The following is a 26,960-nucleotide window of genomic DNA, read 5'->3' as shown; positions in this document are numbered from 1 at the left end:
GAACTAGTCTCACACCAGCCCGGCCCGAAGAGGAGACCCGCCCGTGCGCAAACGCCTGACGATCGTGGTCGTGGCGCTGGTCGGCCTGGCCCTCCTCGCCGCCGCAGTGATCGTCGCGGTGCACTGGTGGCAGGGTCGCGACGAGACCACCTTCGAACAGGCGACGGCGTACGCGCCGCCCGACGCCGAGCGCCTCTCCTGGACGGACTGGTCGGCGGTCCGCAAGCGCGCGGGCGCCCACCTCGACGCGGACTCGTCGGCCGACGACGTGCAGTCCTTCCTGGACGACGCGTTCGACGACGACCTGACCTCGGCGTCGGCCCTGGTGCAGTCGGCACCGGTGCTCCAGAGCCACTTCGGCTTCTCCCCCGCCAACGCCGCGTGGGAGCTCTTCAGCCAGTCGACCCAGGGTGCCGTGGTCATCATCAAGCTCACCGACGGCTCGGACTTCGACGGCGTGGGCGACGACCTCGAGGACGCGGGGTTCACCCGACCCACGAGAGGCGACGGCGTCTGGGTCGGTGGCGACACCCTCCTGCCCGAGATCGGCGCGGACCTCACCCCCGAGCTGCAGTACGTCGCGCTCGACGCCGACCGTGGTCTCGTCCTCACCAGCGACCGGGAGGACTACCTGGGCCAGGTCGTCGACGAGCTCGGCCAGGACACCGTGCCCGCGCCGATGCGCTCGGTCGTCAGCGGCTCCGGGGAGCCGCTCTCGGCGGCCGTGTACGACGGCGACAACGTCTGCTCCAAGCTCGCGATGAGCCAGGCCGACGCCGACGACCAGGCGACCGCCGACCGGCTGATCGAGGACGCCGGCACGGTCGACCCGATGACGGCGTACGCGATGTCGGTGCAGCCGGGTGGCGACGTCCGGGCCGTGATGGCGTTCGCGGACGACGCGCAGGCCCGCACCAACGCCCGGAGCCGCGCGACCCTCGCCGCCGGCCCGGCACCAGGCCAGGGGGGCGACTTCTCCGACCGGTTCTCCGTCGAGTCGGCGACGGCCGACGGGGACCTGGTCACGATCGACCTGTCCCCCACGTCGGGCTCGTACGTCTTCTCCGACCTGTCCAGCGGGCCGGTGCTGTTCGCGACCTGCTAGGTCAGGAGACGAGCCGGTAGCCCGCCTCCTCGACGGCGGCCGCGACGGCGACCCGGTCGAGCTGGTCGTCACTGGTCACGGTGACGGCGCCGGTCTCGAGGACGACCTCGACCGTGCGTACGCCGTCCAGCGCGGTGAGCTCCTCGGTGACCGCGGCGACACAGTGCCCGCAGGTCATGCCCTCGACCTGCCACGCGCTCGTGGTCGGAGCGCTCACGACTTCACCAGCCGGGTGATGGCCTCGACGGCCTCGCCGATCTTCTCCTGCGCCGCCTCGTCGCTCGCTCGGGCGGCATCGACCACGCAGTGGGTCAGGTGCTCCTCCACGAGGCCGAGGGAGACCGCCTGCAGGGCCTTCGTCATCGCCGCGACCTGGGTGAGGATGTCGATGCAGTACTGCTCCTCCTCGACCATGCGCTGCAGACCGCGGGCCTGGCCCTCGATCCGACGCAGCCGACGGAGATAGTCGTCCTTGCGCTGGATGTAGCCGTGCTGGTGCTCGCTCATACCGCCATGATACCCCTCAGGGGTATGCGGCCGACGAGCCGTCAGGCCTCGCTGCGCGGCGGCGGGACGACCCCGAGGATCTTGTCGATCTCGTCGAGGGACAGGTGCTCGTCGGACTCGCTGGCCGCGATGATCAGGTTGGTCGTGAGCTCGACCTCGCCGAGCAGATCGGAGTCCTCCAGGGAGATGTCGAACTGATCGTGCACGTCATCCCTCCCCTGCGTTCTGCGCATCTGCTGGTCAACCTCCCCTAACGCTCAGGGTGCCCGACCGTCACGGTGACAAACGCCGCAATCCCAAAAGTGACCCGTCCGGGCCATACCAGCGCTCCAACCGGGCCCCCCGAAATGATGAAAGGGCCCCACCCTCGCGGGTGGAGCCCTTCCAGGCCGTCGCTCGGACGGCCGTCAGATCACAGCGCGCGGACGTTCTCCGCCTGCGGGCCCTTGGGACCCTGGGTGACCTCGAACTCGACCTTCTGGTTCTCGTCCAGGGACTTGTAGCCCTGGGTCTGAATCGCCGAGTAGTGGACGAAGACGTCGTCGCCGCCGCCGTCCTGAGCGATGAAGCCGAAGCCCTTTTCTGCGTTGAACCACTTAACGGTGCCCTGAGCCATGTGCTCGTTACTCCTCTGTCGGGGCGAGAGACCGTCACTTCGACGGTCCCACATCAGGTGCGGTGACACGTCGCTCCGACTTCGCATGAGTGGTAGGCCCACGAAAGAAGAAACGCCGTTGGATCACAAACTCCGCCGGCGTCATACCTGCTGGAACTTGCACCTGTTGCAGACGACACGTTACCAACCATCGCTGCCGAGCGAACCTCCCCGGCCGCCTTTTTCTCACGTCGCGGATGAAGGTTGTGCTACGGACGCGTGACGAACGGCGCTCCCAGGCGAGCTCACTGGGCCGAAATAGAAACAAGCCGCGCTGGCGTCTCGGGTCACCAGCGCGGCTTGTGAAGACAACGTTAGCGGCCGCTCCGGTCGTCCCCAAGGGATCTGCCGGACCTTGCGGAAACCTTGAAGATATCTCCTCGGAGCGTGCCGACGACAGGACCACCGGGGTGCCCCCGGACCCTCCCGATACGCTGTGCGCTCATCTCCCGGGCCCCTAGCTCAATTGGCAGAGCATCGGACTTTTAATCCGCGGGTTGTGGGTTCGAGTCCCACGGGGCCTACCGAGCGGCCGTCCACCTGGTCGGGCAACCGGGCCATTTGGACCCCAGGGTTTCGGCCAAGAGGTTCCGCGCCCGTCGGGGAGTCCCTAGCCTCTCCCGGGATTGAACCGCCGGCGGGCCCGAGACCCCGGCGGTTCATTCCTTCTCCGGGCCGCTCGCTGCCGTGTCGATCCAGTAGCGCCGCTTGCCGTTGCGGGAGTCCTCGTAGACCCCGCCGCAGCGCTCGATCGTCCGGCGCGAGCCGTCGTTGTCCTCGTCGCAGGTGACCAGTGCGCGGGCGATGCCGAGCTCGCCGGCACGGCGTACGGCGAGGGCCAGCGCGCGCGACGCGTGGCCCTGCCTGCGGCGCGAGGGCCGGACCGCGTAGCCGATGTGACCGCCCTCCTCGAGCAGCCACGGGGTGAGCGCGTGGCGCAGCGCGAGGAAGCCGACGACCTCCTCGGGGTCGCCGTCGGTGATCCAGAGGTAGGTGCAGTGCACCAGGTTGTCGGCGAGCTCGGTCGCCGGGTCCGCCTGCGCGCGCAGGTGCTCGACGACAACTGCGCACCCGGCCTCGGTGAGGTCGACGCTCTCGAGGTCCCACAGCCCGGCACCGTGCACGTGCTCCTCGCCACCCGCGTGGAACTCGCGCATCGTCGCGATCCAGGAGGCGGCGTGGGCGGTGGCGGGATCGCGGAGGGCGGTCATGGCCTCATTCCATCAACCCGGCGCCGGTGCGGGCGACCGGGTTTCCGGCGAGCCGAACTGGAACGTGTTCTACGATCGGCCGGTGGCCCTCCCCCAGCGCGTCCCGAGCACTCCGGAGCAGGTCGAGCGCGAGGCGGCGCTCTACGGCCCGTTCACCGAGGTCGTCCGGGAGCTCGTCGACGCGACGATCCGCAGCGAGATCGACCACGCCGAGGTCGCGGGGATCCAGGCCGAGCTCGAGGGGATCGTGGCGCGGCTGCAGGCCCGCCAGCTCGATGGCCCGTACGCCGTCAACAACCGCGGCCGGCACTGGGGCAACACCGTCGTCGGGCTCCGCAACGCGGTCGCGCCGCCGCTCGAGATCGGGCGCGAGAGCACCGGCCGGGCCTGGGCGGACTTCCACCTCGGCGCGGCGTACGAGGGCCCTCCCGGGCTCGTGCACGGTGGGGTGTCGGCCCTGGTCCTCGACCAGATGCTCGGCGAGGCGACCGGCGCCGGCGGCAAGCCCGGTATGACCGCAAGCCTGACGCTGACCTACCGCCGGGCGACGCCGCTGGGCGACCTGCGCGCCGAGGCGTGGATCGAGCGCAGCGAAGGCATCAAGACCTGGGCGCGGGGACATCTCTCCGACGCCGAGGGCATCACCGTCGAGGCCGAGGGCCTCTTCATCCTGCCGCGGTGGGCCCGCGAGCAGCCCGAGGAGAAGCCGGCGTCCTTCGAGTAGGGCTCAGCCCACCCGCTGCTCGACCGGGATGCCGCGCTCGCCGGCGTCGGTCAGGCGGGCCTCCTCGAGCGCCCGCTCCTCCAGCTCGGCCCGACGCGTGGTCTCGAGCATGGCCCGCGCGGCGTCGTACGCCCCGGGGTCGGAGACCAGGTCGGCGGCACCGCGCTTGAGCCGGCTCAGCGCGCTGCGCGCGAAGATCTGCTGCTCGGTCGTGGTGCGCTCCGAGCGGCCCCGGCCGATGAACGACACGGCCCAGTGGAGCAGCGCGGTCACGCGGCTCTTGAAGCCGGTGATGTAGATGAGGTGCAGCGCCAGCCACATCAGCCAGGCGAGCACGCCGGTGACGCGCAGCTTGCCGATCAGCGCGACCGCGCGGAACCGGCTGATAATCGCCATCGAGCCCTTGTCGAAGTAGTGGAAGGGGCCCTGCGAGGCCTTCGACTTGAGCCGGTGGTCGATCTCCTTCGCGGCGTACTTCGCGCCTTGGATCGCGACCTGCGCGACGCCGGGGAGGTGGTCGAGGTTGATCATGTCGCCGACGACGAAGACCTCCGGGTGGCCCGGCAGCGTCAGGTCGGGGTTGACCGCGATCCGGCCGGCCCGGTCGAGCGGGGCGCCGGTCTGGTCGGACAGCGTCTTGCCGAGCGGGTTGGCCTGCACGCCGGCCGCCCAGATCTTGGTGACGGCCTCGCTGCGCTCGACGCGGCCGTCCTTGAACTTCATCTCGATGCCGCGCTCGTCGACGTCGGTCACCATCGCGCCGAGGACGACCTCGACGCCGAGCTTCTCCAGCTCGGTCTTGGCCTTGGCACCGAGCTTGGCGCCGAACGGCGGGAGCACCTGCGGGGCGGCGTCGACGAGGATGACGCGGGCCTGCCGGGTGTTGATCGCCCGGAAGTCCTTGTGCAGCGTGCGGTGGGCGAGCTCGGCGATCTGGCCCGCCATCTCGACGCCGGTCGGGCCGGCCCCCACGACCACGAAGGTCAGCAGGTGGTCGATGTTCTCGCCGCGGGCGGCGCCGATCTCCGCGAGCTCGAAGGCCCCGAAGATCCGGCCGCGCAGCTCGAGCGCGTCGTCGATGCTCTTCATGCCGGGAGCGAACTCGGCGAAGTGGTCGTTGCCGAAGTAGGACTGACCAGCACCGGCCGCCACGATGAGCGAGTCGTACGGCGTGACCGTCGAGCGGCCGAGCACCTGCGAGGTGACGGTGTGCGCGTCCAGGTCGATCTCGGTGACCTCGCCGAGGAGCACCTGCGCGTTCTTCTGACCGCTGAGGATCTCGCGCGTCGGCGGGGCGATCTCGCCCTGCGACAGGATGCCGGTCGCCACCTGGTAGAGCAGCGGCTGGAAGAGGTGGTGGGTCGTCTTGGCGATGACGGTGACGTCGACGTCCGAGCGGCGGAGCTGCTTGGTCCCGAAGAGTCCTCCGAACCCCGAGCCGATGATCACCACCTGGTGTCGTTCGGTCGCCTGCTGGGTCGGCTGCGTCGCTGCCATCACGGGCCTTTCACTTCCGGTGTTGGATCGTGCCAAGAGAACACGGTCCGCGTACCCCATTGTTCCGCCCGGAGGCCCGATTCCCGCAATCTGGGGGGTCTCGTCGCTCACATCGGCGACGCACGACGAGTTCCGCGGCAGGGACCGGTCTGGACCGCTGATACCGAGGTCGACCCGAAGGTTTCACCGCGAAATCCCAGGGGTACACGAGCCGGGATTGGCACCAACTCTGCTCAGCCTCTTCGTGGAGACCGACCTTGCCGCTGAACAGGCCCGCCCTCTCGCTGGGCTCGGGTCCCCGCGGCGTGCAAGACGCACGCCGATGGGTGGTCGAGACCTGCCGTGACATCGGCCGCGACGACCTCGTCGAGTGCGCCGAGCTCGGCGTCTCCGAGCTGGTGACCAACGCGCTGCTGCACGCCGTGCTGCCGCTGACGGTCCGGGTGCGCGGCACCGCCGAGCACCCGCGCGTGGAGGTCCACGACGGGTCCACCGAGCTCCCGCAGATGCCCTCCGCGGTCGCCGACGAGGACGACCTCCTGCTCACCTTCGGGCGTGGCCTGGGCATCGTCGCCCGCTGCTCGACCGCCTGGGGCGTCGACCTCGAGGAGAACGGCAAGACCGTCTGGTTCGCGCCCGCGACCGAGCCCGGCGGCGAGCCGGCCGAGGGCGTGGTGACCGGCCAGGTGGTCGACGTACGCCGGGCTCCGTCGCCGACCGACATGCGCATCGACATCATCGGCGTACCGCTGCGCATGTACATCGAGTTCCAGCGCCACTACCGCGAGCTGCGCCGCGAGGTGCGGCTGCTGTCGCTCGCCCACGAGACCGACTACCCGCTCGCCAAGGACCTCTCCGAGCTCTTCGGCTCGCTCGAGCGCGACCTGCGCGACGGGATCGGTGCCGACCAGATCGAGGAGGCGCTGGCGACGGGCGCCGCGACCGCCGACCTCCGGGTCGCGATCCCGCGCGAGACCGCGGCGACGATCGGGCGCTTCATCGAGCTGCTCGAGCTCGCCGACGCGTTCTGCCGCGAGAAGCGCCTGCTGTCCCTGGCGCGCACCCCCGAGCAGCAGCGCTTCCAGCGCTGGTTCCTCAGTGAGTTCGTCCGGCAGGAGCGCGGCGAGGCCCCGCTCCCGTGGCAGGATGCGCCCGTGTCTCGATCCGAGAACCAGAGCAGCCTGTCGTGACCCCCGGCGCCCCGGCGCCCCGGCTCCTGGCCGCTGTCGCCGTGGGCGGCGCCGTCGGCGCCCTCGCCCGGTGGGGGCTCACCGAGGCGTTCCCGGCCGACGCCGACGCCTTCCCGTGGGCGATCTTCGCGATCAACGTGGCCGGCTCGTTCGTGCTGGCGCTGCTGCCCGCGTTCGGCGCCGTACGCCGGCGGCGGGCGCTCGCGGTCGCGCTCGGTCCGGGGGTGCTCGGCGGGTTCACCACCCTGTCGGCGTACTCGGAGCAGTCCCGCGCCCTGCTCGACCACGGCCGGACCGGGCTGGCGGTGACCTACCTGGTCGGCACCGTCGCGGCCTGCCTGCTGGCCGTCACGGTCGCCGACCGCTGGACGCGCCAAGGGGGCGACGAGTGACCCCGCTCCTGGTCGCCCTCGGCGCCGCGGTCGGCGCGGCGCTGCGGTTCGTGGTCGCGAGCCGGTACGACGACCGCTGGCCGTGGGGCACGTTCGCGGTCAACGTGGTCGGCTCGGCCCTGCTCGGCGCCCTCTCGGCGATGGCGCTGTCCGGTCACGCGATGGCGCTGCTGGGCACCGGCTTCTGCGGCGGCTTCACGACGTACTCGGCGTTCGCGGTGCAGACCCACGGGCTCGGCCCGCGGCGCGGGGCGGCGTACGCCGTCGGGACGGTCGCGGTGTCGCTGGCGGCGTGTGCCGCCGGCTTCTGGCTCTACGCGTAGCCCAGGTCGTGGAGGCGGTCGTCGTCGATGCCGAAGTGGTGCGCGATCTCGTGGACGACCGTGATCCGGACCTCGGCCTCGAGCTCCTCGGAGCTCTCGCACATGTCGAGGAGGGGGTTGCGGAAGACGAAGATGCGGTCGGGCAGCTCCATCATCGGGTCGCCCCAGCGCTCGGTGAGCGCGATCCCGTCGTAGAGCCCCAGCAGGTCCGGGTCGTCAGCCGGCGGATCGTCCTCGACGAGCACGGCGACGTTGCGCACCAGCGCGGCGATCTCGTCGGGGATCCCGTCGAGGGCACGGTCGACGAGGGCGTCGAACTCCACGCGACCCATCTCGACCGGCATGGGGCCATTGTGCTGGAGATGCAGAAACGCTCCGGATCGTGGTGATCCGGAGCGCCTCGGTGGCGACCCCGACGGGACTCGAACCCGCGGCCTCCGCCGTGACAGGGCGGCGCGCTAACCAACTGCGCTACGGGGCCAGGTTTTGTGGTGCTGTCGCCTCACTGGTGAAGCGGAGGGAACTCTAACCCATCCTCGCGGCCGGTTCCCAATCGGGGACCGGGGCCCCCTCATCCGACGTCGAGAGCCACCTCGAACTCGCACGTGCCGGGGTGGGAGAGCTCGATCCGCCAGCCCGAGAGCAGGTCGTCGTTCAGGTCGTGCAGGTCCACCAGCTCTGCGGGAACCCTCTGGACCTGACTGGCACCCCCAACGGGATTCGAACCCGTGCTACCGCCGTGAAAGGGCGGGGTCCTGGGCCGCTAGACGATGGGGGCCGGACCTGCTCGCAGCAGCATAGGGCGAGCCGGAACGTCGTACGAAACCGGCGGGATCGCTCAGTGGCAGCTGACGGTGGCACCGGTCTGCGCGCGCCGGCCGCGGTCGACGGCATCGGCGACCTGGTCGCTGGTGAGGACGTACGCCGTGTCCGCGTCGGCTCGCGAGTAGGCCACGACGACGCCCAGGACGCGACCGTCGGGAGCCACCATCGGGCCGCCCGAGTTGCCGGTGTGGACCTCGGCGCGCACCGAGTAGGCGTCGTGGTCGTAGCGGCCGTGGCCGTAGATGTCCGCCGACTGCCAGTCGAGTCGCTCACGCACGCGCGCCGGGGTGAGCCGCAGGTGGCCGTTGCGCGGGTACCCGATGACCGCTGCCGGGTCGCCGCCCGCCGCCGAGGTGAAGGTGAGGTCGGCCCCCGTGAGGCCGGGGACGTCGAGCACGGCGACGTCGTGCACCGGGTCGCACACCACGATCGTGGCCGGCAGCTTGCCGTCGGCGGTGTCGATGTCGATGCTCTGCGACCGGGAGATCACGTGGGCGGCCGTCATCAGGCGACCCGGGGCGATCAGGAAGCCAGAGCCCTCGGAGCCGGTGAGGCCGGCGTCGTGGGTGCGGATGCGCCAGACCGAGTCGGAGGCCCGCACCACCCCGGGCCGGTCGACCACTCCCTTCGGCGGCGGCGGCACGGGGACGATCTCCTCGGTGGTGAACACGTCGACGTAGCGGGGGAAGTCCGTGCTGTCGCCGAGCTCCTCGAAGCGCTGGGCGATGAAGTGGCTCAGTGGCAGTGTGTTGTCGAGGGTGCGCAGCAGCATCGAGCCGTTGGCGGCCGGGGCGAGGTCGGGCAGGGTCGAGCCGGCGAGGGCGAGCCCGACCATCCAGCTGAACCCGAGTCCGGCGGCGACCCCGAGTCCGGCGCCACCGACGCGGTCCAGCCAGCGCACCGGCGTCCAGCCCAACCGGGCGCGCCCCCGCTTCTCCAGGCGGACCGCCACCTCGCGACCCCCGGCGGCCAGCCCGATCAGCAGCACCAGCGACAGCAGCCCGACCCACAGCGAGAGGTCGACGCTGCCGAAGAGGAGCGGCACCACGACCATGCCCAGCGCGGTGCCGGCGAGGATGCCGAGCAGCGCCCAGAAGGCCCGCACCAGGCCGTCGTACGCGCCGAGGCACCCGACTGCCAGCACGGCGACCACGATGGTCGCGTCGAAGAGCGTCATCCGGCGGCCTCCCAGCCACGATCGGCCCGAGAGCCTCTGAGCGCCCAGTGTGGCAGGAGTCAGTCGCCCAGGACGGCGAGCTGGAGCATCACCGCGAACCGCTGCCGCGGGTCGCGCAGGTCGAGCTGGCCGACCTCGGTGACCCGCCGGAGGCGGTAGCGGAACGTGTTGGGGTGCACGTAGAGCGTCTCCGCTGCCTGGGCCACGTCGCCGAACGCATCCAGCCAGGCGTGCAGGGTGTCGACCAGGTGGGCCTGGTGGTCACGGTCGTACTGGATGAGGCGGCCGAGCGGACCGGTGGGCCGCTCGCTGCGGGCCGCCGCGAGGTCGCGCAGCTCGAGGAGGAGCGCATCGGTCTGGATGTCGGCCAGCCGCACAACCTGCTTGCCCACTGGGCGTTCGCGCACGACCCGCAGGATGCGGTCGGTCGCGATCCGCGCCTCGACGATCTCGCCGACGGTCGTGGCAGCGCCACCCACGGCGACCACGGCCTGCGAGCGGTCACCGATCCGGTCCAGGAAGTCGGTGGCGAGCTGGACGGCGCGCTGCTCGCTCTCGTCGACGGTGCCGCTCGACGCCGCCAGGCCGTAGACGACGCCGCCGAGCAGCGCGGCCGCCGACCGCGGGTTGACGGCGTTGAGGTGGAGGGCGAACGCGTCGGCGAGCCGCTGCAGCTCGTGGGCCGTGGAGGCGTCCGCCACCGACTCGTGGCCGGCCAGGGTGACCCCGAAGACGACGAGCGACGTGTCCCGCAGCCGGAGCCGCTCGAGCGCCTCCCGGGCGCCGCTGCCGCCCTCGAAGACCGAGCTGACCAGGTCGGCGCGCACCCGTCGGCGTACGTCGGCACCGGCGCGGACCCGGAGCAGGTGGAGGGCGACGAGCTTGGCGGCGTCCACGAGCGACTCCGTGCGCTCGGCGCTCAGCGGGCCCGACACGGCGGCCCAGATGGAGCCGAGCACCTCGTCACCGGCGCGGACGGCGATCGCGACGCGGGGCATCGAGAAGGCGCTCTGGTCGTCGGCCGGGCTGATGAAGACCGGCTGGTCGGTGCGGTAGAGCTCGCCGAAGACCCCGCGCTCGTTGAGGATCCGGGCGTAGCGCTCGGGCACCTGCCGGCCCAGGATCGTCTCGACGCGTGAGGGGTCGGCCTCGTCCTGACGGCCGGAGAAGGCGAGCACGCGGGAGCTGCGGTCCTCGATGGTGATCGGGGCGTCGAGGAGCGACGCGATCGCGTTGGCGACCGCGAAGAGGTCGCCCGAGGGCAGCCCACCCAGCGTCTCCTCGTCGGCCACCCGGACGTCGCCCTCCGCGAGCAGCGAGCGCAGCATCGCGGCGAGGTGGGCCCACGGGGCGCCCCGGCTCAGGCCGAGCAGCGCGACTCCGGCGGCGTCCGCGGCCGCGCGGACCTCGGGGGTCACCTGGACCGGCGCCCGGAGCACCAGTCCGGCGGCACCGGCGGCGCCGAGGACCTCCAGCAGGGCGACGACCTGGTCGGGATCGTCGACCCCGACGCCGAGCACCAGCGCGTCGGGCGGCAGCACGGGGACGTCGACGGGGTCGTGGATGACCACCCCGCCGATCTCGTCGGTGCGCTCGGCGTCGCCGTGCACGAGGTCGAGCAGGGTGGCGCCGAGGTCGTCCAGGACGCGGGCGAGACCGGCGCGTGGGCGTGAGGTCGGGACCGGGTTCATGGCGGCGACAGCCTACGACCGGTCAGGCGGTCAGCCATTCGGTCGACGTGGTCACCTCGGCCAGGGCGTCCTCCAGCGGAGCCACGCCGAGACCCGGACCCGTGGGGACCGTGAGGTGCCCGTCGTCGAGCACGAACGGCGTCGTGATGTCGCGGTGGTAGTAGCGACCCGAGCCCGAGGTGTCTCCGGGCAGGGTGAAGCCCGGCAGGGCGGCCAGGGCGACGTTCGCCGCGCGGCCGAGCCCGGTCTCGAGCATCCCGCCGCACCACACCGGGACGCCGGCCTCGACGCAGACGTCGTGGATCCGCTTGGCCTCCAGGTAGCCGCCGACGCGGCCCGGCTTGATGTTGACGATCGCGCAGGCGCCGAGCCGGATCGCCGCGACGGCGGACTGCGCCGACACGATCGACTCGTCGAGGCAGACGGGCGTGGCGATCAGCTGGGCCAGGTCGGCGTGCCCGAGCACGTCCTCCTCGTCCAGCGGCTGCTCGATCAGCAGCAGGTCGAAGGGATCCAGGCCCGCGAGCAGCTCGGCGTCGGCGAGCGTGTACGCCGTGTTGGCGTCCACCTGCAGCAGGACGTCGTCGCCGTACGTCTCCCGGACCGCGCGCACCGGCTCGACGTCCCAGCCGGGCTCGATCTTGAGCTTGATCCGGAGGTAGCCCTCGTCGAGGTACCCGCCGACCGCGTCGAGCAGCGCCGGGATGCTGTCCATGATCCCGACCGAGACGCCGCACGGCACCCGGTCGTGGACGGCGCCGAGCTCGCTGCCGAAGGACTTCCCCTGGGCCCGGAGCTCGGCGTCGAGGACGCCCATCTCCAGCGCGGACTTCGCCATCCGGTGGCCCTTGAACGGCTCCAGCACCGTCGCCACCGCGTGCGCGTCAAGGGGTCCGGAGGCCGCCAGGGCGGGCACCAGGAAGCGGCGCAGCACGTCGGCGGCGCCGTCGTTGTACTCCGAGGAGTAGAGCGGGTCCGCCATCGCGACGCACTCACCCCAGCCCTCGCCCTCGTCGGTGACCACGCGCAGGAGGATCAGCTCCCGAGCGGTCTGCGTCCCGAACGACGTCCGGAACGGCGACACCAGCGGCATCGACACCCGGCGCAGCTCCACTCCCTCGAGCTTCACGCGTCCCTCCTCACGACGTACCAGCCGGACCGGTCGAAGCCCGCGATCCGGGCCCCGTCCGCGAGCAGCGCGAAGAGCGCCTCGCGGACGGCCAGCCGCCACTTCTGCGCGAGCGCCGGGTCGGCGGCCCGCAGGGCGCTGATGTCGGGAGGTACGGCGACCAGGCTGGTCCGCCCGTCCAGCGGCCCGGGCTCGGGGCCGCCGTCGGCGCCGATGCCGAGCGCGACGACGGCCCCCGCCGAGAGCTCCTCGGCGACCAGCGCCGGCGAGGTGCTCCCGGCGCACGCGGCGACGACGGCCGGGTCGCGCAGGCTCCAGCGCACGAGCAGCCGGTCGGAGTCGTCGTCGCCGTTGATGGTGTCGGCCATGGCGCCGTAGAAGTTCGGCAGGTACTCGACCGGGTGGGCCGCGAGCTTGACCAGGTTGAACCAGGCGTTGCGGCTCACCAACGGGTCGAAGGTCCAGGCGATGTCCGCGACGCCGCGCAGCATCGCCCAGGCGCGCTGGTGGAGCTTGAGGGCGAAGCCGACGTGGCGCCCGAGCACGTCGCCGGACACGCCCGCGATGTGGCTGTGCAGCGCGTCCTCGGACGGGGCGTGGAAGAAGCCGACGCAGGCACCGACGAGCCGGCCGTCCTCGAACGCGCCGCCGACGTAGTTGCCGGCCTTGGTGAACGCACGCAGGAGCTCCAGCGTCATCGGCGGGTTCGCGTCGCGCCCCCAGATGCCCGCGTAGAGGTCGACGACGGCCGCCAGCTCGGCGAGCTCCGAGACCTCGCGGACGGACACCCCGGCCGCCAGCGCGGCCGCATCGGCGGCCTGGACCGCCTCGTCCAGATCCGTGTCAACGCTCGTCAGGTTCGTCACGCCTACCATGCTGCTGAGGTCCTCCGGGGTCGTCATCGTCGGGCCGCACCAGCCGTGAGGACCGGGTTCGTCGGCTGCGCCAGCAGGTCGGCCACCAGGGCGGCGAGCAACGCCGTCCGCCCGGGCAGCTCGTCCACGAGCACGTGCTCGTCGTCGGCGTGCGCCCCGCCGCCGACGGCGCCGAGGCCGTCGAGCGTGGGGGTGCCGACGCCGGCGGTGAAGTTGCCGTCGGACGCGCCACCGACGGCCGCGGCGGTCGGCTCCGCCAGGTCCAGATGTACGGCGAGGCCGCGCACCCGGTCGAACAGCGCGGCAGACGCCGCTGCCTCGAGCGGCGGGCGGTTCGGTCCGCCGGTGACCTCGAGCACCGCACCCGGCAGCACGGGCCGGAGGCCGCGCATCGCCGCGTCCACCCGGTCCTGCTCCTCGAGGGTGCGCACCCGTACGTCGACGGAGAACGACCCCTCGGCCGGGACGGTGTTGGTCGTGGTGCCGGACCGGCTCGCCGTCGGCGTGACGGTCGTGCCGAGCTCGGGGCGACCGAGCCCCGCGACGACGATCGCCTGGTGGGCGAGCTCGACGGTCGCATTGACCCCGGCCTCGGGCTCGAGGCCGGCGTGCGCGGCGCGGCCGACGGCGCGGACGTCGTACAGGGAGACGCCCTTGCGCTCGGTCTTGAGGGCGCCGCCGTCGGCGGAGGCCTCCAGGACCAGCGCGGCCTCGGCGAGCCGGGCCTCCTCCTCGATCAGCTCCCTCGAGCTCGGCGAGCCGAGCTCCTCGTCGCCGGTGACGAGCAGCGTGACGCCGTCCAGGCCGGTCAGGGCGTGGAACGCCATCACCAGACCGGCCAGCATGTCGAAGCACCCGGGCCCGCGGAGCACGCCGTCCTCGACGGTGCACGGGTGGGTGGCCAGGGAGCCGAGGGGCCAGACGGTGTCGTGGTGGCCGAGCACCAGCACCCGTGACGTGCCGCTGCCGAGCCGCCAGCGCAGGTGGGTGCGGCCGTCCAGGACGATCCGCTCGGGCGCGACGCCGAGGCGGCGCTCACCGACGCGGGCGACCACGTCGGCGGACCGGGCGACGGCCGCGAGGTCGGCCGAGGGCGACTCGCACTCGATGAGCTCGCGGATGTCGTCGAGCATCTCTGTCAACGAAGGGGCGAGCTCCATCAGTCCACCTTCGGGGTGGCCCGCACACCGAAGTGCACGTAGCGCTCCCCGGTCGGCAGCTCGTAGAAGGTCACCGGCGCCCAGGTGTCGGCACCTGGCGGCCGGACGGCGAAGAGCGCGGGACCGACCGGCACCATCGGGTACTCGTCGACCGGGTCAGGGACCATCTCCGCCAGCGGTCCGAGGAGCGTGGTGCGCAGCCGCGGCCCGTCACCACCCTCCGGCGCGAGCACCTCCATGCGCACCGAGGAGCGCGCGTAGGTGCCGACGTGGGGCGTGACGTCGACGTCGACCGGATCGGCCGGCGGCGCGAACGGCGTGGACATCTCGACGCCCGCGACCTCGCGGAAGATCTCGCGGTAGAGCTCCTCGTAGAGGTCGCGCGTGTTGCCGCCGTTGGTCAGCAGCGCCACGGCGACGTCCTGCCCGGGCAGCAGTCGCAGGAACCCCGCCTGGCCGAGCGTGTTGCCGTCGTGGCCGATCAGGCGCTCGCCGTCCCAGCCGAACCGGATCCAGCCCAGGCCCCACGAGTCACCGAGGATGAACTTGTCCGGCAGGTCGGCCTCGTGGCGCGTCATCGCCTCGGTCGACTCCGGCGAGAGCACCTGCGTGCCGTCGGCCGCGCGCCCACCGGAGAGGTGCAGCTGGGCGAAGCCGAGCACGTCGCGGACCGTCGACTTGATCAGGCCCGCGGGGCCTACCGAGCGGGGCAGGTCCCACACCGGCGTGGGGACCTGCTCCCCGTCGGCGTCGACGTGCCCGACGGCAGCGGCGAAGAGGATGGCCTCCTCGGCCAGGGTGACGGTGTGGTCCAGGCCGAGGGGCGTGAACAGCCGCTCCTTCATCGCCTGGTCCCAGGTCTGGTCGGTGAGCTTCTCGATCACGCGGCCGAGCAGCGACCACCCGGAGTTGCAGTAGGACCAGGTGGCGCCGAGCGGGTGGTTCTGGGCGACGTCGGCCAGCAGCTCGGTGTACTTCTCCAGCGCGTCGTCACCGCGGCCGGTGTCGGTGAAGACGTCGCCGTCGATGCCGCTGGTGTGGGTCAGCAGGTGCCAGACCGTCAGCCGCTTGGTGACGTCCGGGTCGGACAGCTGGAGCTCGGGGATGATCTCGTTCACCGGCGTGTCGAGCGCGAGCCTGCCCTCGTCGATCAGCTGCATCACGACGGTCGCCGTCCACACCTTGCTGATCGAGCCGATCTGGAAGACCGAGTCGGTGGTGACCGGCTGGCCGGTCCGCTTGTTGAGGACGCCGTACGCCGCCTCGACGAGCTCGTCCCCGTCGAGGACACCGACCTGCGCACCGGGAACGTGGTGCTTCTCCGCCAGGACCTCGAGCCGGCGCTGCCAGTGGGCCAGGTCGAGGCGCGGACGACCGCCGCGCACGGCGTACCTCTCGACCCAGTCGACCACGCGGCGGGCGTAGTCGAGCCGCTGCGAGGGCGGGCCGAGCAGGATGAAGACGTGGGAGGCACCCGGGTAGAGCACCAGCTCGGTCGGGACGCCGAGGTCGCGCAGCGAGGTGTGCCACTGCTGGGCCTGGCCGACCGGGCAGGTCAGGTCGTCCTTGCCGTGCAGCACGAGCGTCGGGGTCGTCACCCGGCCGACGCGGGTGATCGGCGACATCGCGGCGTACGCCTCCGCGTGGTCCCAGGGAGTGCCGCCGAGCTCGTAGCGGCCCATCATCGCGCCGTCGTCGCTGGCGCCGTACTCGCTCACCAGGTCGCAGACGATGCCGCCGGCGACGCCGGCCTTGAACCGGTCGTCGTGGGCGGTCAGCCAGGCGGTCATGAAGCCGCCGTAGCTGTAGCCGGTGACCGCCAGCCGGTCGGCGTCGGCGATGCCCTCGGCGACCAGCGCGTCGATCGGCTCCAGGAAGTCGAGGTGGTCCGCGACGCCCCACGCGCCCTGGACGCCGTCGTAGAACGCCTCGCCGTAGCCGTCGCTGCCGCGGGGGTTGACCAACAGCACCGCCCAACCCTTCGCGGCCAGCTCCTGGTGGTAGAAGTGCATCTCGTCGGCGGCGGCGTTCCAGGCGTTGTGCGGTCCGCCGTGCACGTCGAGCAGCAGCGGCAGCGGACCCGGACGCTCGGGGTCGCGGACCAGCCAGGCCTGCACCTCGGTGCCGTCGGAGATCGTGAAGGTCCGCTCCTCGGGCACGAACAGCTCGAGGTCGTGGTTGCCATGGTCGGTCAGCACGGTCTCGGCGCCGGAGGCGAGGTCGAGCGCGACGATCTCGCCGTACGACGTGGGCGTGGCGAGCGCGACGACGGCGGTGCCGCCGGCGACGGAGAGACCGGAGACGACGCGGCCGGCGCCGGCGAGGACCGGGCCCTGCTCGTCCCACAGGTGGGAGCAGCCGCGGTCGCGGATCGCGAAGAGCAGGCGGCCGTCGGCGGTCTCGACCGGACGGGCGCCGGGGTACGCCGGGCCGCCGGGCATCACGTTGCGGTCCAGGTGGACCGCGACGTCGACCGGGTCGCCGCCGTCGAGCGGGACGCGCAGCAGGTGGGCGTGGCCCAGGGAGAGCGTGGGGTGACCGACGACGAGCAGGCTGCGGCCGTCGGCGGCGTACGACACGGTGCCGGCGATGCCGTCCTCGAGGGCGACGACGCGCGGCTCGGCCTTGGCGTCGGTCACGTCGAGGAGGTGGACCGCCGTGCGGAAGGTGAGGTCGCTGTCCGCGCCGACCCTGCGGGTGAAGGCCAGCGTGCTGCCATCGGGCGACCAGGCCGGCTGGCCGGCGTGGTCGCCGTCGGTGAGCCGGCGGCAGTCGCCCGAGGCGACGTCGAGCAGGTGCAGCTGGTTGCGGACCGCCCCGAACATGCCGGCCATGTCGGCCTGGTAGTCCACGCCCGTCGTCACCAGCGGTCCGGTGCCGTCGGTGGGGTCGACCGGGGAGGTGAAGGCGATCCGGTCGCCGGAGGGGCTCCAGACCGGGGCACCGGCGCCGAGCGCGAGGTCGGTGACCTGCTCCGCCTCGCCGCCGTCGGCCGCGAGGAGGTGCACCTGGCCGTCGCGCAGGAAGGCGAGCCGCGAGCCGTCCGGCGACCAGGCGGGCGCGGTGTCCGTGGTGCCGGTCGTGAGTCGACGGGCGGTGCCGCCGGCCGCCGGCACGGTCCAGAGCTGGTCGACGTTGCGGTCCTCGGCGACGTCGAGCGTGCGCAGCACGTAGACGACGCGGTTGCCGTCGGGCGAGAGCGCCGGCTGCGACGGCACCGCGAGGGAGGTGAGGTCGTCGAGGCGGGTGCGTCGGGTCATCGGGGGCTCCTGGTGGTGGTTCCGGGGACGGCGGCGAGCAGCTCGCGCGTGTAGTCGTGCTCGGGCGCGGCCAGCACCTGGGCGGTGGGGCCCTGCTCGACGATCCGGCCGTGGCGCATGACGGCGACGTGCGTGGCGACGTACCGCACGACGGCGAGGTTGTGGGAGATGAAGAGCATCGAGAGACCGAGCTCGGCCTGGAGCTCGCGGACCAGGTTGAGCACGGCACCCTGGATCGAGACGTCGAGGGCAGAGGTGATCTCGTCCGCGATGACGACCTGGGGGCGGCCGGCCAGCGCCCGGGCCAGCGCGACCCGCTGCCGCTGGCCGCCGGACAGCTCGGACGGGCGGGCGCCGGCCCGCGTCGGGTCGAGGTGGACGAGCTCCAGCAGCCGCTCGACCTCCGCACGCCGCTCGCCCCGGGAGCTCCCGCGCGGCATCGCCTCCGCGACGCTCTCGCCGATGCTCATCCGGGGGTCGAGCGAGGAGTAGGGGTCCTGGAAGACCATCTGCAGCGGCCGGTGCCGGCCGCGCACCGGCACCGGCTGGTCGCCCAGCAGGATGCGGCCGGCGTACGGCGCGAGGCCGACCGCGGCGCGGGCCAGCGTGGACTTGCCCGAGCCGGACTCCCCCACCAGGCCGACGACCTGGCCGGCGGGCACGACGAGGCTGACCTCGTCGACGGCGAGGGTGGAGCCGTAGCGGACGGTGACGTCCTCGAACCGGAGCTCGCTCATCGGGGTCCCCTCGACGTTGTCGGACGGAGGAGCGGAGCGGGGGAGGTCGAGAACGTCGTGGGGTGATTCATGATGCCTCCACCTCCTCGAGGTCGATCTCGCGGTCCTGGATCTCGATGTCGATGGGCTCGCCCGCGCGCCAGCAGGCGACCCGGCGCCCGGCGGGGTCGGTCGTCAGCGGCGGCTCGTCGGTGCGGCACTGGGCCGTCGCGAGGGGGCAGCGCGCGGCGTACGCGCACCCGGCCGGCACGTCGGCGGGGTCGACCGGCCGGCCCGGGATCACCGCGAGCGGCTGGGAGAGGTCGGTGTCCATGTCGGGCACGGCGGCCACGAGCGCCCGCGTGTAGGGGTGCCGGGCACCGGCCGAGAGGTCCGCGGCCGGCAGGTCCTCGACGATCTTGCCGGCGTACATGACGAGCACCCGGTCGCAGACCTGGCCGACGACGGCGACGTCGTGGCTGATCAGGACCAGCGCGACGTCGTCGGCGGCACGGATCGCGGCGAGCAGGTCGAGCACCTGCTGCTGGACGGTCACGTCCAGGGCGGTCGTCGGCTCGTCGGCCACGATCAGGGCGGGTGTGCCCATCAGGCCCATCCCGATCATCGCGCGCTGCCGCATGCCGCCCGAGAACTCGTGGGGGTACTGGTGCGTGCGGTGCTCCGGGTCGTCGATCCGGACGGCACGCATCCGGTCGACGGCGCGGGCCAACGCGGAGCGGCGGTCCATGCCCTGGTGGTGGCGGGCGACCTCGGCGAGCTGGCCGCCCATCCGCTTCGTCGGGTTGAACGACGTCATCGGGTCCTGGAACACCATCGCCAGCGACGTGCCGAGCAGCTGCCGCTGGGCGCGGGTGTCCGCTGCCCGCAGGTCGTGGCCGAGCAGCTCGAGCCGGGTGGCGTCGACGCGGCCGAGGTCGTCGACGAGCCGCGAGATGGCCAGGGCCGTCAGGGACTTGCCGGAGCCCGACTCCCCCACGACGCCGACCGCCTCGCCCCGGCGTACGGCGAAGGTGAGGCCGCGGACCGGACGGATCGGCCCGTGCGGACCGGGGAAGGACACCTCGAGGTCGCGGACGTCGAGCACGACGTCGGAGACCGCGTGCGTGGGCGTGGCGACCGCTGCCTGGTCGGCGGCGGGCGCCGCGTCGCTGACGGCCAGCGTGGGGATCCCGCCGACGGCACCGACGCCGAAGACCTTGGCGACCGACTCGCCGAAGAGGTTGAAGGCCAGTCCGGCGACGAGCACGGCCGCACCGGGCGCCAGCGCCGAGGCCGGGTTGACGTAGATGGAGCTGACGCCGTCGAAGAGCAGCCGGCCCCAGTCGTACGAGGGCTGCTGCACGCCGAGCCCGAGGAACGACAGCCCTGCGAAGGACAGCAGGGCACCGCCCGCACCGATCGTGGCGTTCACGACCAGCGGCTCCGAGACGTTGGGGAGGATGTGCCGGACCAGGATGCGGACCCGCGAGACGCCGGCGACCTGGGCCGCGGCGACGTAGTCGCGGGCGGCGATCCCGGCGACCAGGGTCTGGGTGAGGCGCCCCATCGACGGGGCTCCGGCGAAGCCGATCGCGAGCACCGCGCCGGTCGCGCCGACGCCGAAGACGACCGCGAAGAACAACGCGAGCAGGATGCCCGGGAACGCCACCGCGATGTTGATGCCGGCGCTGACGAGGCGCCCGGACCGGCGGCCGAGCAGGAAGGCCGCTGCGCCGAGGAGCAGGCCGACGACGACCGCGATCGCGGTCGCGGCCAGGGCGAGCTCGACCGAGAGCCGGGTGGCGACCAGGGTCCGGAAGAGGATGTCGCGACCCAGGTTGTCAGTGCCGGCCCAGTGGTCGGCCGAGGGCCCGGCCAGGATGTTGCCGGTGTCGATGGCGTTCGCGTCGTCGGTCCACAGGATCGGGGCGATCACGGCGAGCACCAGCACGGCGCCCGTGGACAGGGTCGCGGTCAGGCCGACGGGCGTGCGCAGCACGCTTCTCCAGCGCTGCACGTCAGTCCTCCCTGATCGTCGAGCGCGGGTCCAGCAGGGCGAGCGCGACGTCGACCAGGGTGTTCACGAGCAGCACGCCGACGCCGTACACGAGGACGATCGCCTGCACCACCTGGTAGTCCTTGTTGAGGATCGACGACACGATGGTGCTGCCGAGGCCGGGCCAGGCGAAGACGTTCTCGACCAGCACCGTGCCTGCGACCATCCCGCTGAGGATCAGCCCGCCCAGGGTGAGCGACGCGGTCAGCGCGTTGGGCAGCGCGTGGCCGAGGTAGACCGTCCGCTTGGGCAGTCGCTTGGCGCGCGCCGTACGCACGAAGTCGGCCTGGAGCACGGTGACCATCTCGACGCGGATGATCCGGGACAGGATCGCGAGCGGGCCGATCGCGAGCGACAGCACCGGCAGGACGTACGCCGACGCGGAGTCGTTGCCCGCCACCGGGAGCCAGCCGAGCTGGACGCCGAAGACGTAGACGAGGCCGACACCGATCAGGAAGTCGGGGATGATGCCGAGCACGACGCTGCCGGTGGTGAACGCCAGCTCGGTCCGGTGGCCGTGGCCGCGGCGGGTCAGCACCCCCATCGTGACGCCCAGCGGCACCGCGACGGCGACCGCGAACAGGAAGCCCAGCAGGGCCAGGGTGAGGGTGGCGGGCAGCCGCTGCGACACGATCTCCGAGACGGGCAGCTGGGAGACCAGCGACGTCCCGAGGTCACCGGTGACGAGGCCCTGCAGGTAGTGCCAGTACTGCACCAGGAGAGGGTCGTCGAGCCCCATCTCCTCGCGCTTGGCCGCCACCAGCGTCGCCGGTGCGGTCGGGCCGAGTGCGGCCCGCACCGCGTCTCCGGGGATCAGGTGGATCATCAGGAACGACGCCGTGACCAGCACCCAGAGGGACACCAGCAACCGGCCCAGACGTCGCAGCCCGAACCGCACCCACGGGAGGGAGGTCACTCCCACCCGTGGGCTGGTGGTCGGGGCGACCGAGCTCGCCAGGGCCATCGACTACTTCGCCACCATGCGCACGCTGGTGGGCATGAACTGACCGGGGTAGTCGAACTCCGCACCGTTGCCGAAGGTCTTCACCTCGTTGTTGGCGAAGGGCACCACGTCCGCTGCCGCGACGAGCTTGGACTCCGCGTCCAGCCAGGTGTCGCAGCCCTCGGTGCCGTTCTTGGCGCTGGCAGCGGCGACGCCGTCGGTGTAGTCCTTGTTGTCGATCCCCGAGAAGTTGGTGCCGCCGTCGGCCAGGCCGGGGCCGGACAGGAACGGCGTCAGCTGGTCGGGGCTGTTGACGTTGAGCGGCACCCAGGCGACGTCCCAGTCACCGGTGCCGAAGATGGCGCCCTGGAGAGCCGTCTCGTCGACGCCCTTGGACGTGACATCGGCGCCGGCGGCCTTCCACTCCTGGACGGCGAGCTCGGCCGCGGCGGCGACCGCGCTGCCCGCGGCGCTGGAGTAGAGGAAGGTGATCTTCTTGCCGGCGAGCGCCGACTTGGCCGCGTCCACGTCCTGGGCCGGGAGCGCACCGGTGATCGAGTCGCCCGGGCAGGAGACCGGCTGGATGGCGGCGAACGTGGTGGCCGGTCCGCCCTCACCTGCGGTCGCCACCGAGGCGAGCTCCTTGAGGTCGAGCGCCTGGGTGAGCCCCATCCGCACGGCGGCGTCACTCGTCGCGTGGCCGGTGTCGTGGTTGTACCACTGCTCACCCACCATCGCGGGGGTGCTCGTGCTGAAGAGCTTCGCAGCGGTCAGGCGCTTGGCGTCGGGACCCTGGACCGTGACCGCGTTGATCTCGCCCGACAGCAGGAGGTTCGCGGAGGTGCCCTCGTTCTGGACGATCTTCATGACGACGGTCTTGGGCATGCCCTTCTCGGCGGTCGTGGCGCCGTTCGGGCCCCAGGTGTAGCCGTCGCGCACCTCGTACGTGTAGTGGTCGCCGGGCACGGCCTCGGTCAGCTCGTACGGGCCGGTGCCAGCGGTCTTCGCCGCCAGGGACGAGCGGTCCTTCATGCCGGCGTCGCAGACCATCGGCAGGCTGGCCAGGCCGTTGAGCACGAAGGGCGCCGGCTGGGCCAGCGTGATCGTCACGGTGCCCGCGGCGTCGTCGGCCTTGGCCGTGGCGCCGGCCGGCAGGAACGTGCCGAGGTAGGGGCTCTTGTTCTTGGGGTCGCCCACGTAGGTGATGTTGTCGACGGCGGTCGTCGCGGTGAAGTCGCTGCCGTCGGCGCAGGTGATGCCCTTCTCGAGGGTCAGCGTGACCGTGGTGCCGTCGACCTTCCAGGCGGACGCGAGCTGGGACTGGATCTCGCCGGTCTTCGCGTCGACCGAGACCAGGTTGTCGTAGGCGAGCTGGTTGACCGTGAACAGCTGCGTGCTCGCCGAGGACTGCGGGTCGAGCTTGCCGGGGTCACCGGCCATGGCCATGGTGAAGGTGGCACCGTCGACGTACTTGCTGGCGTCGGACTTGCCGGAGCCGGGGTCGTCGTCGCTGCCCCCGCAGCCGGCGAGGACGGCGGCGGTCACGCAGAGGCTGATGGCGGAGACGGCTAGCTTCATGGAGATTCCTGTCGTCGCGGTGGTCATCGAGGCGGTGCTCAGGCTCCGGCGCGCCGGATGGCGCGACCGACGTGGAGGTAGAGGGCGCGGCCCTCGCCGTCGTCACCGACGAAGGCGTGCGGCATGTGCATGCCGTGGTCCGGCTCGAGCGGGATCAGGCTGTCGTCGCTGTAGTAGACGAGCTCCTGGCGCTCGGGCTTCTCGCCGAGCTCCTCGAACATGCCCTTCGGGATCGTCTCGATCCAGACCCGGCCGTCGTCGTCCTGGGTGACGACCATGTCGCCGACCTCGGTGGAGTACGTCCCGACGTACCGGCTCGCGTCGACCGCCGGCGGGTCCGCCGGCGGCACCGGCAGGGACGGCAGGTGGGTGTCGGTGAGCTGGTCGAGGACGTGGCTGTAGAGGTCCTGGTAGAGCGACACGACGTCGCCGCCGTTGGTGAGCAGCGCGACCGCGACGCCCGCCTCGGGGACGATCCGCAGGAAGGCGTTCTGGCCGATCGTGCTGCCGTCGTGGCCGATGATCGCGCCCTCGGGCGTGTCGAAGCGCTCGAAGCCCAGGCCCCAGGAGGTGCCCATCAGGCCGAGGTCGGGGAGCTCGACCGCCTTGGCGTGCATCCGCTCCGCGGTGCCGGGCGCGAGCACCTGGGTGCCGTCCTCGGCCTTGCCGTCGTGCATGTGCATGGCCGCGAACGTCAGCAGGTCGCGGGGACGCATCGAGAGCATCGAGCCGGCCGGCGCGTTCGACCGGGCGAAGCTCCAGTACGGCGCGGGCTGGTAGCCGCCACCGGGCTCCAGCTCGATGTGGCCCATCGCGGCGCGGAACATGATCGCCTCGTAGGGGTTGGTCGCCGCGTGCGTGAGGCCGAGCGGTGCGAACAGGTGGTCGCGCAGGCAGGCGTCGTAGTGCTTCTCGCGCAGCACCTCGACCAGCCGGCCGAGCACGCAGTAGCCGGCGTTGTTGTAGGAGAAGCGCTCGCCGACCGGGAAGAGCTGGGGCACCTCGGTGAGCACGCCGAGGTACTTCTCGACGCAGTCGTCACCGACACCGGTGTCGGTGAAGATGTCGCCCTCGAAGCCGGCCGTGTGGGTGAGGAGCTGGCGGGTGGTGATCACCGCGGCCGAGGCCTCGTCGCCGATCCGGAAGTCCGGCAGGTAGGTGCGCACCGGCACGTCGAGGTCGACCTTGCCCTCGTCGACCAGCTGCAGGACGAGGGTGCTCGTCCAGAGCTTGGTGATCGAGCCGATCTGGAAGACCGAGTCGGGCGTCGCCTCGACCCCGGTGGCCTTGTTGAGCACCCCGGCGGCGCCGTCGAAGACCGCCCCGTCGGCGAGGACGCCCCAGGCCGCGGCGGGGACGCCGTACTTCTCGAGGAGCGCCGGCATCCGCTCGTCGATCCAGGCCTGGAGTTCATCGAGGTTGCTCACGCGGCTCACGCTAGGAGTCGGGTCACGGGAGGTGTTCGTCCGATCCGACAAGGATGTCCCCACGCGCCCGTCGAGACCGACGAACCGACTCCCCGGTCGGCCACCTACCGTGCAGAGGATGGACACGCACCCGGCCACCCGTGCTCCATCCGTGCGCCTGCGGGCGCGCGCGGTGGACGGGAACGCGATGCTCCCCCGGATCGCCTCGGTGCTCGGGCCGTTCAGCATCGACCACTTCGAGTACGTCGTCGGCGCGGGGGACGACGTCGCCGTCGTGATCGGGGTCCGCGGCGACACCTGGCAGGTGGCGCGGGTCGCCGCCAAGATCAACCGGCTGATCGGCGTGCACGAGGTCGTCGTCGACGCCGCCGGGTGACGCCCTTCCCCGTTTTCCTGCGACCCCGGCCGCTCCTGTATGGTTTCGGTCGCTTGGCCAGGTAGCTCAGTTGGTACGAGCGATCGCCTGAAAAGTGATAGGTCGGCGGTTCGACCCCGCCCCTGGCCACCGGCACCGCAGGTCTGCGACCTGCACAGCGAGCCCCCGCTTGGGAGACCAAGCGGGGGCTCTCGTCATTTCGCGGCTCGATCGGTTGACACCGTTGGCTAATTTAATTAGCTTATGGCTAACGCTAATAGCCAACGGAGGAACCATGACCGAGCACCTGGACATCGCCGGCAACACCATCGCCTACGACCTGACCGGGGAGGGACCGCTGGTCGTCCTCGCGCACGGCATCGGCGACAGTCGCCACTCGTACCGCTTCGTCGCACCCGCCCTGGTCGCCGCCGGCTACCGGGTCGCGAACGTGGACCTCCGCGGCTGCGGGGAGTCGAGCCTCGGGTGGGACGGCTACAGCCGCACCGACATCGCCGGCGACCTGGTCGCGCTGGTGCGTCACCTGGGCGGCCCGGCCGTCATCATCGGTCAGTCGATCAGCGGCGGCGCCGCCACCATCGCTGCCGCCACTGCGCCCGACGTCATCAGCGGCGTCATCGAGCTCGCCCCCTTCACCCGCAAGCAGTCCGTCGACCTGGGCGGCCTGATCCGGGTCAAGCGCTTCCGGGCCGGGTACGTCCAGATGGCGATGGTCATCGTCCGAGGACGCCTGGCAAACTGGAAGAAGTACCTCGACGTCGCCTACCCGACCAAGCCCACCGACTGGTCGACCGAGCTGACGCGCATCGAGCAGCACCTCAGCGAGCCCGGCCGGATGGAGGCCCTGCAGGCCATGTGCACGACCAAGCCGACCGATGCCGGCGCCCACCTCGCGAACGTCACGTGCCCCGTCCTCGTCGTCGAGGGCACCCTCGACCCCGACTGGGCCGACCCGCGGGCCGAGGGCGAGAGGATCATCGCGGACCTGCCCGCCGGTCTCGGTGAGCTGGCGGTCATCGACGGCGCCGGCCACTACCCCCATGCCCAGACCCCGGACGAGGTCCTCGCACTGGCGCTGCCGTTCCTCGCCAGGACCCTTGCCGATGCCTAGATCCGGGCTGACGCGCGCCTCCGTCACCGAGGCCGGAGCCGCGCTGGTCGACGAGATCGGGTTCGACCAGCTCAGCATGGGCCTGCTCGCGGAGCGGCTCGGGGTGAAGACCCCCTCCCTGTACAAGCACGTCGCCGGTCAGGCCGACCTGGCCCATGCCATCGCGGTCCTCGCCATGGGCGAGGTCACCGACGCCATCCGGGACGCCACCCAGGGTCGGGCCGGCAGGGACGCCCTGGTCGCCGGCGCCCACGCGATGCGGACCTTCGTGCGCGAGCATCCGGGTCGCTATGCCGCGGGCAACGCCGCCCAGCTGCTCGGGCCCGACGACCCGCTGCTGCCTGCCAGCGAACGGGTCATGGCGTCGTGGGCCGCCATGCTGCACGGGTACCAGCTGCCCCCTGAGCAGGAGATCCACGCCCTGCGGATGCTCCGCAGCATGCTGCACGGATTCGGGACCCTCGAGCTCGCCGGCAGCTTCCAGGTCGACGCCCCTGTCGACGACAGCTTCACCTGGATCGTCGACTTCGTCGACCACGGCCTGCGGGCCCTGCAGGCGTGACGAGCTCCGAGCCTCGCGGCGGAGCGTCAGGCGCTGCGCTCCCGGGGTACGGCGAGCCGCGGCACGCCGCCCAGCCCGGGCCGGTAGCGCACACGCCCGTCGTACTGCTCGAGGGTCCGGTAGAGCGTCTGGTGGGCGACCCACGGCAGCGGCTCGTCGCCGTCGTACCAGCTGTCGCCGAAGGAGACCCAGGCCGGCGTCCAGGTAGCGGCGTCGTCCCACGCGCCGCGGCGCGCCATCAGCATCCGGTTGCGGACCTGGAAGGCCCGGCGCGGGCCGTCCGGGCAGATCGGCGCGGTCGCGATCGGCCACAGCCGCAGGTCGAGGGTCATCAGGTGCACCTCGAGCTCGCGCAGCACGACGGGATCCACCAGCACGGTGGCGACGTTCTCGTGGGGCACGCGCTCCATGGAGGGACGTTCCCCGCTCCCACCCCCGGACGTCAAGACTTCACCCAATTGGGGAGTACG

At 72.1% G+C, this 26,960-nt stretch carries 27 protein-coding genes and 4 tRNA genes; 10 read left to right on the top strand and 21 right to left on the bottom strand.

Translation table 11 applies throughout. The annotated features are described in order from the left end of the window. Window positions 1-43: 43 nt before the first annotated feature. Entirely contained in the window at window positions 44-1,105 is a 1,062-nt protein-coding gene (locus ABEA34_RS14335; protein ID WP_345522014.1) for a hypothetical protein, read from the top strand. A gap of 1 nt (window position 1,106) precedes the next feature. Here the strand turns inward: ABEA34_RS14335 and ABEA34_RS14330 are convergent, their stop codons facing one another. From ABEA34_RS14330 to ABEA34_RS14315, 4 genes are all read right to left on the bottom strand, one after another. Further along, the gene (locus ABEA34_RS14330; RefSeq protein ID WP_425576875.1) at window positions 1,107-1,322 is read right to left on the bottom strand and encodes a cation transporter; all 216 of its coding nucleotides are present in this window, start codon (window positions 1,320-1,322) and stop codon (window positions 1,107-1,109) included. Further along, window positions 1,319-1,612 (bottom strand): metal-sensitive transcriptional regulator, encoded by a 294-nt coding sequence (locus ABEA34_RS14325; RefSeq protein WP_345522013.1) that lies wholly within the window; start codon window positions 1,610-1,612, stop codon window positions 1,319-1,321. The genes ABEA34_RS14330 and ABEA34_RS14325 overlap by 4 nt, the downstream gene beginning before the upstream one ends. Window positions 1,613-1,653: 41 nt before the next feature. Next, entirely contained in the window at window positions 1,654-1,818 is a 165-nt protein-coding gene (locus ABEA34_RS14320; RefSeq protein WP_345522012.1) for a hypothetical protein, read from the bottom strand. Window positions 1,819-2,024: 206 nt separating this feature from the next. Beyond that, window positions 2,025-2,228, bottom strand: coding sequence for a cold-shock protein (locus ABEA34_RS14315; RefSeq protein WP_028644610.1), 204 nt, complete (start codon window positions 2,226-2,228; stop codon window positions 2,025-2,027). A 490-nt stretch (window positions 2,229-2,718) separates the two neighbouring features. Here ABEA34_RS14315 and ABEA34_RS14310 point away from each other — a divergent pair. After that, window positions 2,719-2,791 (top strand) — tRNA-Lys (locus tag ABEA34_RS14310). A gap of 135 nt (window positions 2,792-2,926) precedes the next feature. Here the strand turns inward: ABEA34_RS14310 and ABEA34_RS14305 are convergent. Further along, a complete protein-coding gene (locus ABEA34_RS14305; RefSeq protein WP_345522010.1) occupies window positions 2,927-3,478 on the bottom strand; it encodes a GNAT family N-acetyltransferase in 552 nt (183 codons plus the stop codon). Window positions 3,479-3,560: 82 nt separating this feature from the next. Here ABEA34_RS14305 and ABEA34_RS14300 point away from each other — a divergent pair, with 82 nt between their 5' ends. Next, entirely contained in the window at window positions 3,561-4,202 is a 642-nt protein-coding gene (locus ABEA34_RS14300) for a PaaI family thioesterase (protein ID WP_345522009.1), read from the top strand. Between the two features lie 3 nt (window positions 4,203-4,205). Here the strand turns inward: ABEA34_RS14300 and ABEA34_RS14295 are convergent, their stop codons facing one another. After that, window positions 4,206-5,699 (bottom strand): NAD(P)/FAD-dependent oxidoreductase, encoded by a 1,494-nt coding sequence (locus ABEA34_RS14295; protein WP_345522008.1) that lies wholly within the window; start codon window positions 5,697-5,699, stop codon window positions 4,206-4,208. A 305-nt stretch (window positions 5,700-6,004) separates the two neighbouring features. On the opposite strand from ABEA34_RS14295, the gene ABEA34_RS14290 reads away from it, so the two are divergent. The 3 genes from ABEA34_RS14290 to ABEA34_RS14280 are packed head-to-tail and all read left to right on the top strand — an operon-like array spanning window position 6,005 to window position 7,604. Beyond that, window positions 6,005-6,889 carry an ATP-binding protein gene (locus ABEA34_RS14290; RefSeq protein WP_345522007.1) on the top strand — a complete coding sequence of 295 codons (885 nt, stop codon included), beginning with the start codon at window positions 6,005-6,007 and terminating at the stop codon, window positions 6,887-6,889. Then, complete coding sequence (locus ABEA34_RS14285; protein ID WP_345522006.1) at window positions 6,886-7,281, top strand: fluoride efflux transporter FluC; 396 nt, start codon at window positions 6,886-6,888, stop codon at window positions 7,279-7,281. The genes ABEA34_RS14290 and ABEA34_RS14285 overlap by 4 nt, the downstream gene beginning before the upstream one ends. After that, complete coding sequence (locus ABEA34_RS14280) at window positions 7,278-7,604, top strand: fluoride efflux transporter FluC (protein WP_345522005.1); 327 nt, start codon at window positions 7,278-7,280, stop codon at window positions 7,602-7,604. The genes ABEA34_RS14285 and ABEA34_RS14280 overlap by 4 nt, the downstream gene beginning before the upstream one ends. Here ABEA34_RS14280 and ABEA34_RS14275 read toward each other — a convergent pair. The 14 genes from ABEA34_RS14275 to ABEA34_RS14210 all read right to left on the bottom strand — a co-directional run bounded on the left by ABEA34_RS14275 (window position 7,595) and on the right by ABEA34_RS14210 (window position 24,441). Next, the gene (locus ABEA34_RS14275; RefSeq protein WP_345522004.1) at window positions 7,595-7,948 is read right to left on the bottom strand and encodes a metallopeptidase family protein; all 354 of its coding nucleotides are present in this window, start codon (window positions 7,946-7,948) and stop codon (window positions 7,595-7,597) included. The genes ABEA34_RS14280 and ABEA34_RS14275 overlap by 10 nt on opposite strands. Window positions 7,949-8,008: 60 nt before the next feature. Further along, window positions 8,009-8,085 (bottom strand) — tRNA-Asp (locus ABEA34_RS14270). Between the two features lie 221 nt (window positions 8,086-8,306). Next, window positions 8,307-8,382 (bottom strand) — tRNA-Glu (locus ABEA34_RS14265). A 60-nt stretch (window positions 8,383-8,442) separates the two neighbouring features. Beyond that, window positions 8,443-9,606 carry a MarP family serine protease gene (locus ABEA34_RS14260; RefSeq protein ID WP_345522003.1) on the bottom strand — a complete coding sequence of 388 codons (1,164 nt, stop codon included), beginning with the start codon at window positions 9,604-9,606 and terminating at the stop codon, window positions 8,443-8,445. 59 nt (window positions 9,607-9,665) lie between these two features. Further along, on the bottom strand, window positions 9,666-11,297 hold the full coding sequence (locus ABEA34_RS14255) for a PucR family transcriptional regulator (RefSeq protein ID WP_345522002.1): 1,632 nt from the start codon (window positions 11,295-11,297) through the stop codon (window positions 9,666-9,668). Window positions 11,298-11,319: 22 nt separating this feature from the next. Continuing rightward, a complete protein-coding gene (gene menC, locus ABEA34_RS14250; protein ID WP_345522000.1) occupies window positions 11,320-12,426 on the bottom strand; it encodes an o-succinylbenzoate synthase in 1,107 nt (368 codons plus the stop codon). Further along, window positions 12,423-13,301, bottom strand: coding sequence for a GNAT family N-acetyltransferase (locus ABEA34_RS14245; RefSeq protein ID WP_425576874.1), 879 nt, complete (start codon window positions 13,299-13,301; stop codon window positions 12,423-12,425). Before ABEA34_RS14245 ends, menC begins: the two co-directional genes overlap by 4 nt. A gap of 23 nt (window positions 13,302-13,324) precedes the next feature. Continuing rightward, a complete protein-coding gene (locus tag ABEA34_RS14240) occupies window positions 13,325-14,461 on the bottom strand; it encodes a M20 family metallopeptidase (RefSeq protein ID WP_345521996.1) in 1,137 nt (378 codons plus the stop codon). Next, complete coding sequence (locus ABEA34_RS14235; protein ID WP_345521995.1) at window positions 14,461-17,721, bottom strand: serine hydrolase; 3,261 nt, start codon at window positions 17,719-17,721, stop codon at window positions 14,461-14,463. The genes ABEA34_RS14240 and ABEA34_RS14235 overlap by 1 nt, the downstream gene beginning before the upstream one ends. Next, on the bottom strand, window positions 17,718-18,458 hold the full coding sequence (locus ABEA34_RS14230; RefSeq protein WP_345521994.1) for an ABC transporter ATP-binding protein: 741 nt from the start codon (window positions 18,456-18,458) through the stop codon (window positions 17,718-17,720). The genes ABEA34_RS14235 and ABEA34_RS14230 overlap by 4 nt, the downstream gene beginning before the upstream one ends. 67 nt (window positions 18,459-18,525) lie before the next feature. Next, window positions 18,526-20,454, bottom strand: a complete 1,929-nt coding sequence (locus tag ABEA34_RS14225) for a dipeptide/oligopeptide/nickel ABC transporter permease/ATP-binding protein (RefSeq protein WP_345521992.1) — start codon at window positions 20,452-20,454, stop codon at window positions 18,526-18,528. 1 nt (window position 20,455) lies between these two features. Continuing rightward, a complete protein-coding gene (locus ABEA34_RS14220; protein WP_345521991.1) occupies window positions 20,456-21,409 on the bottom strand; it encodes an ABC transporter permease in 954 nt (317 codons plus the stop codon). Window positions 21,410-21,460: 51 nt separating this feature from the next. Then, window positions 21,461-23,014 (bottom strand): ABC transporter substrate-binding protein, encoded by a 1,554-nt coding sequence (locus tag ABEA34_RS14215; RefSeq protein WP_345521990.1) that lies wholly within the window; start codon window positions 23,012-23,014, stop codon window positions 21,461-21,463. 38 nt (window positions 23,015-23,052) lie between these two features. Next, window positions 23,053-24,441 carry a serine hydrolase domain-containing protein gene (locus ABEA34_RS14210; protein ID WP_345521989.1) on the bottom strand — a complete coding sequence of 463 codons (1,389 nt, stop codon included), beginning with the start codon at window positions 24,439-24,441 and terminating at the stop codon, window positions 23,053-23,055. Between the two features lie 118 nt (window positions 24,442-24,559). Here ABEA34_RS14210 and ABEA34_RS14205 point away from each other — a divergent pair, with 118 nt between their 5' ends. From ABEA34_RS14205 to ABEA34_RS14190, 4 genes are all read left to right on the top strand, one after another. Continuing rightward, entirely contained in the window at window positions 24,560-24,817 is a 258-nt protein-coding gene (locus ABEA34_RS14205) for a hypothetical protein (protein WP_345521988.1), read from the top strand. A 55-nt stretch (window positions 24,818-24,872) separates the two neighbouring features. Continuing rightward, a tRNA-Phe gene (locus tag ABEA34_RS14200) sits at window positions 24,873-24,946 on the top strand. 145 nt (window positions 24,947-25,091) lie between these two features. Next, window positions 25,092-25,928 (top strand): alpha/beta fold hydrolase, encoded by an 837-nt coding sequence (locus ABEA34_RS14195; protein WP_345521987.1) that lies wholly within the window; start codon window positions 25,092-25,094, stop codon window positions 25,926-25,928. Beyond that, window positions 25,921-26,490 carry a TetR/AcrR family transcriptional regulator gene (locus tag ABEA34_RS14190; protein WP_345521986.1) on the top strand — a complete coding sequence of 190 codons (570 nt, stop codon included), beginning with the start codon at window positions 25,921-25,923 and terminating at the stop codon, window positions 26,488-26,490. Before ABEA34_RS14195 ends, ABEA34_RS14190 begins: the two co-directional genes overlap by 8 nt. A gap of 26 nt (window positions 26,491-26,516) precedes the next feature. Here ABEA34_RS14190 and ABEA34_RS14185 read toward each other — a convergent pair whose 3' ends face one another. Next, the gene (locus ABEA34_RS14185; RefSeq protein ID WP_345521985.1) at window positions 26,517-26,900 is read right to left on the bottom strand and encodes a hypothetical protein; all 384 of its coding nucleotides are present in this window, start codon (window positions 26,898-26,900) and stop codon (window positions 26,517-26,519) included. Between the last annotated feature and the right edge of the window lie 60 nt (window positions 26,901-26,960).

This window comes from Nocardioides conyzicola (assembly GCF_039543825.1).
GTDB lineage: Bacteria > Actinomycetota > Actinomycetes > Propionibacteriales > Nocardioidaceae > Nocardioides > Nocardioides conyzicola.
This window is presented reverse-complemented; position numbering and strand designations above follow the sequence as displayed.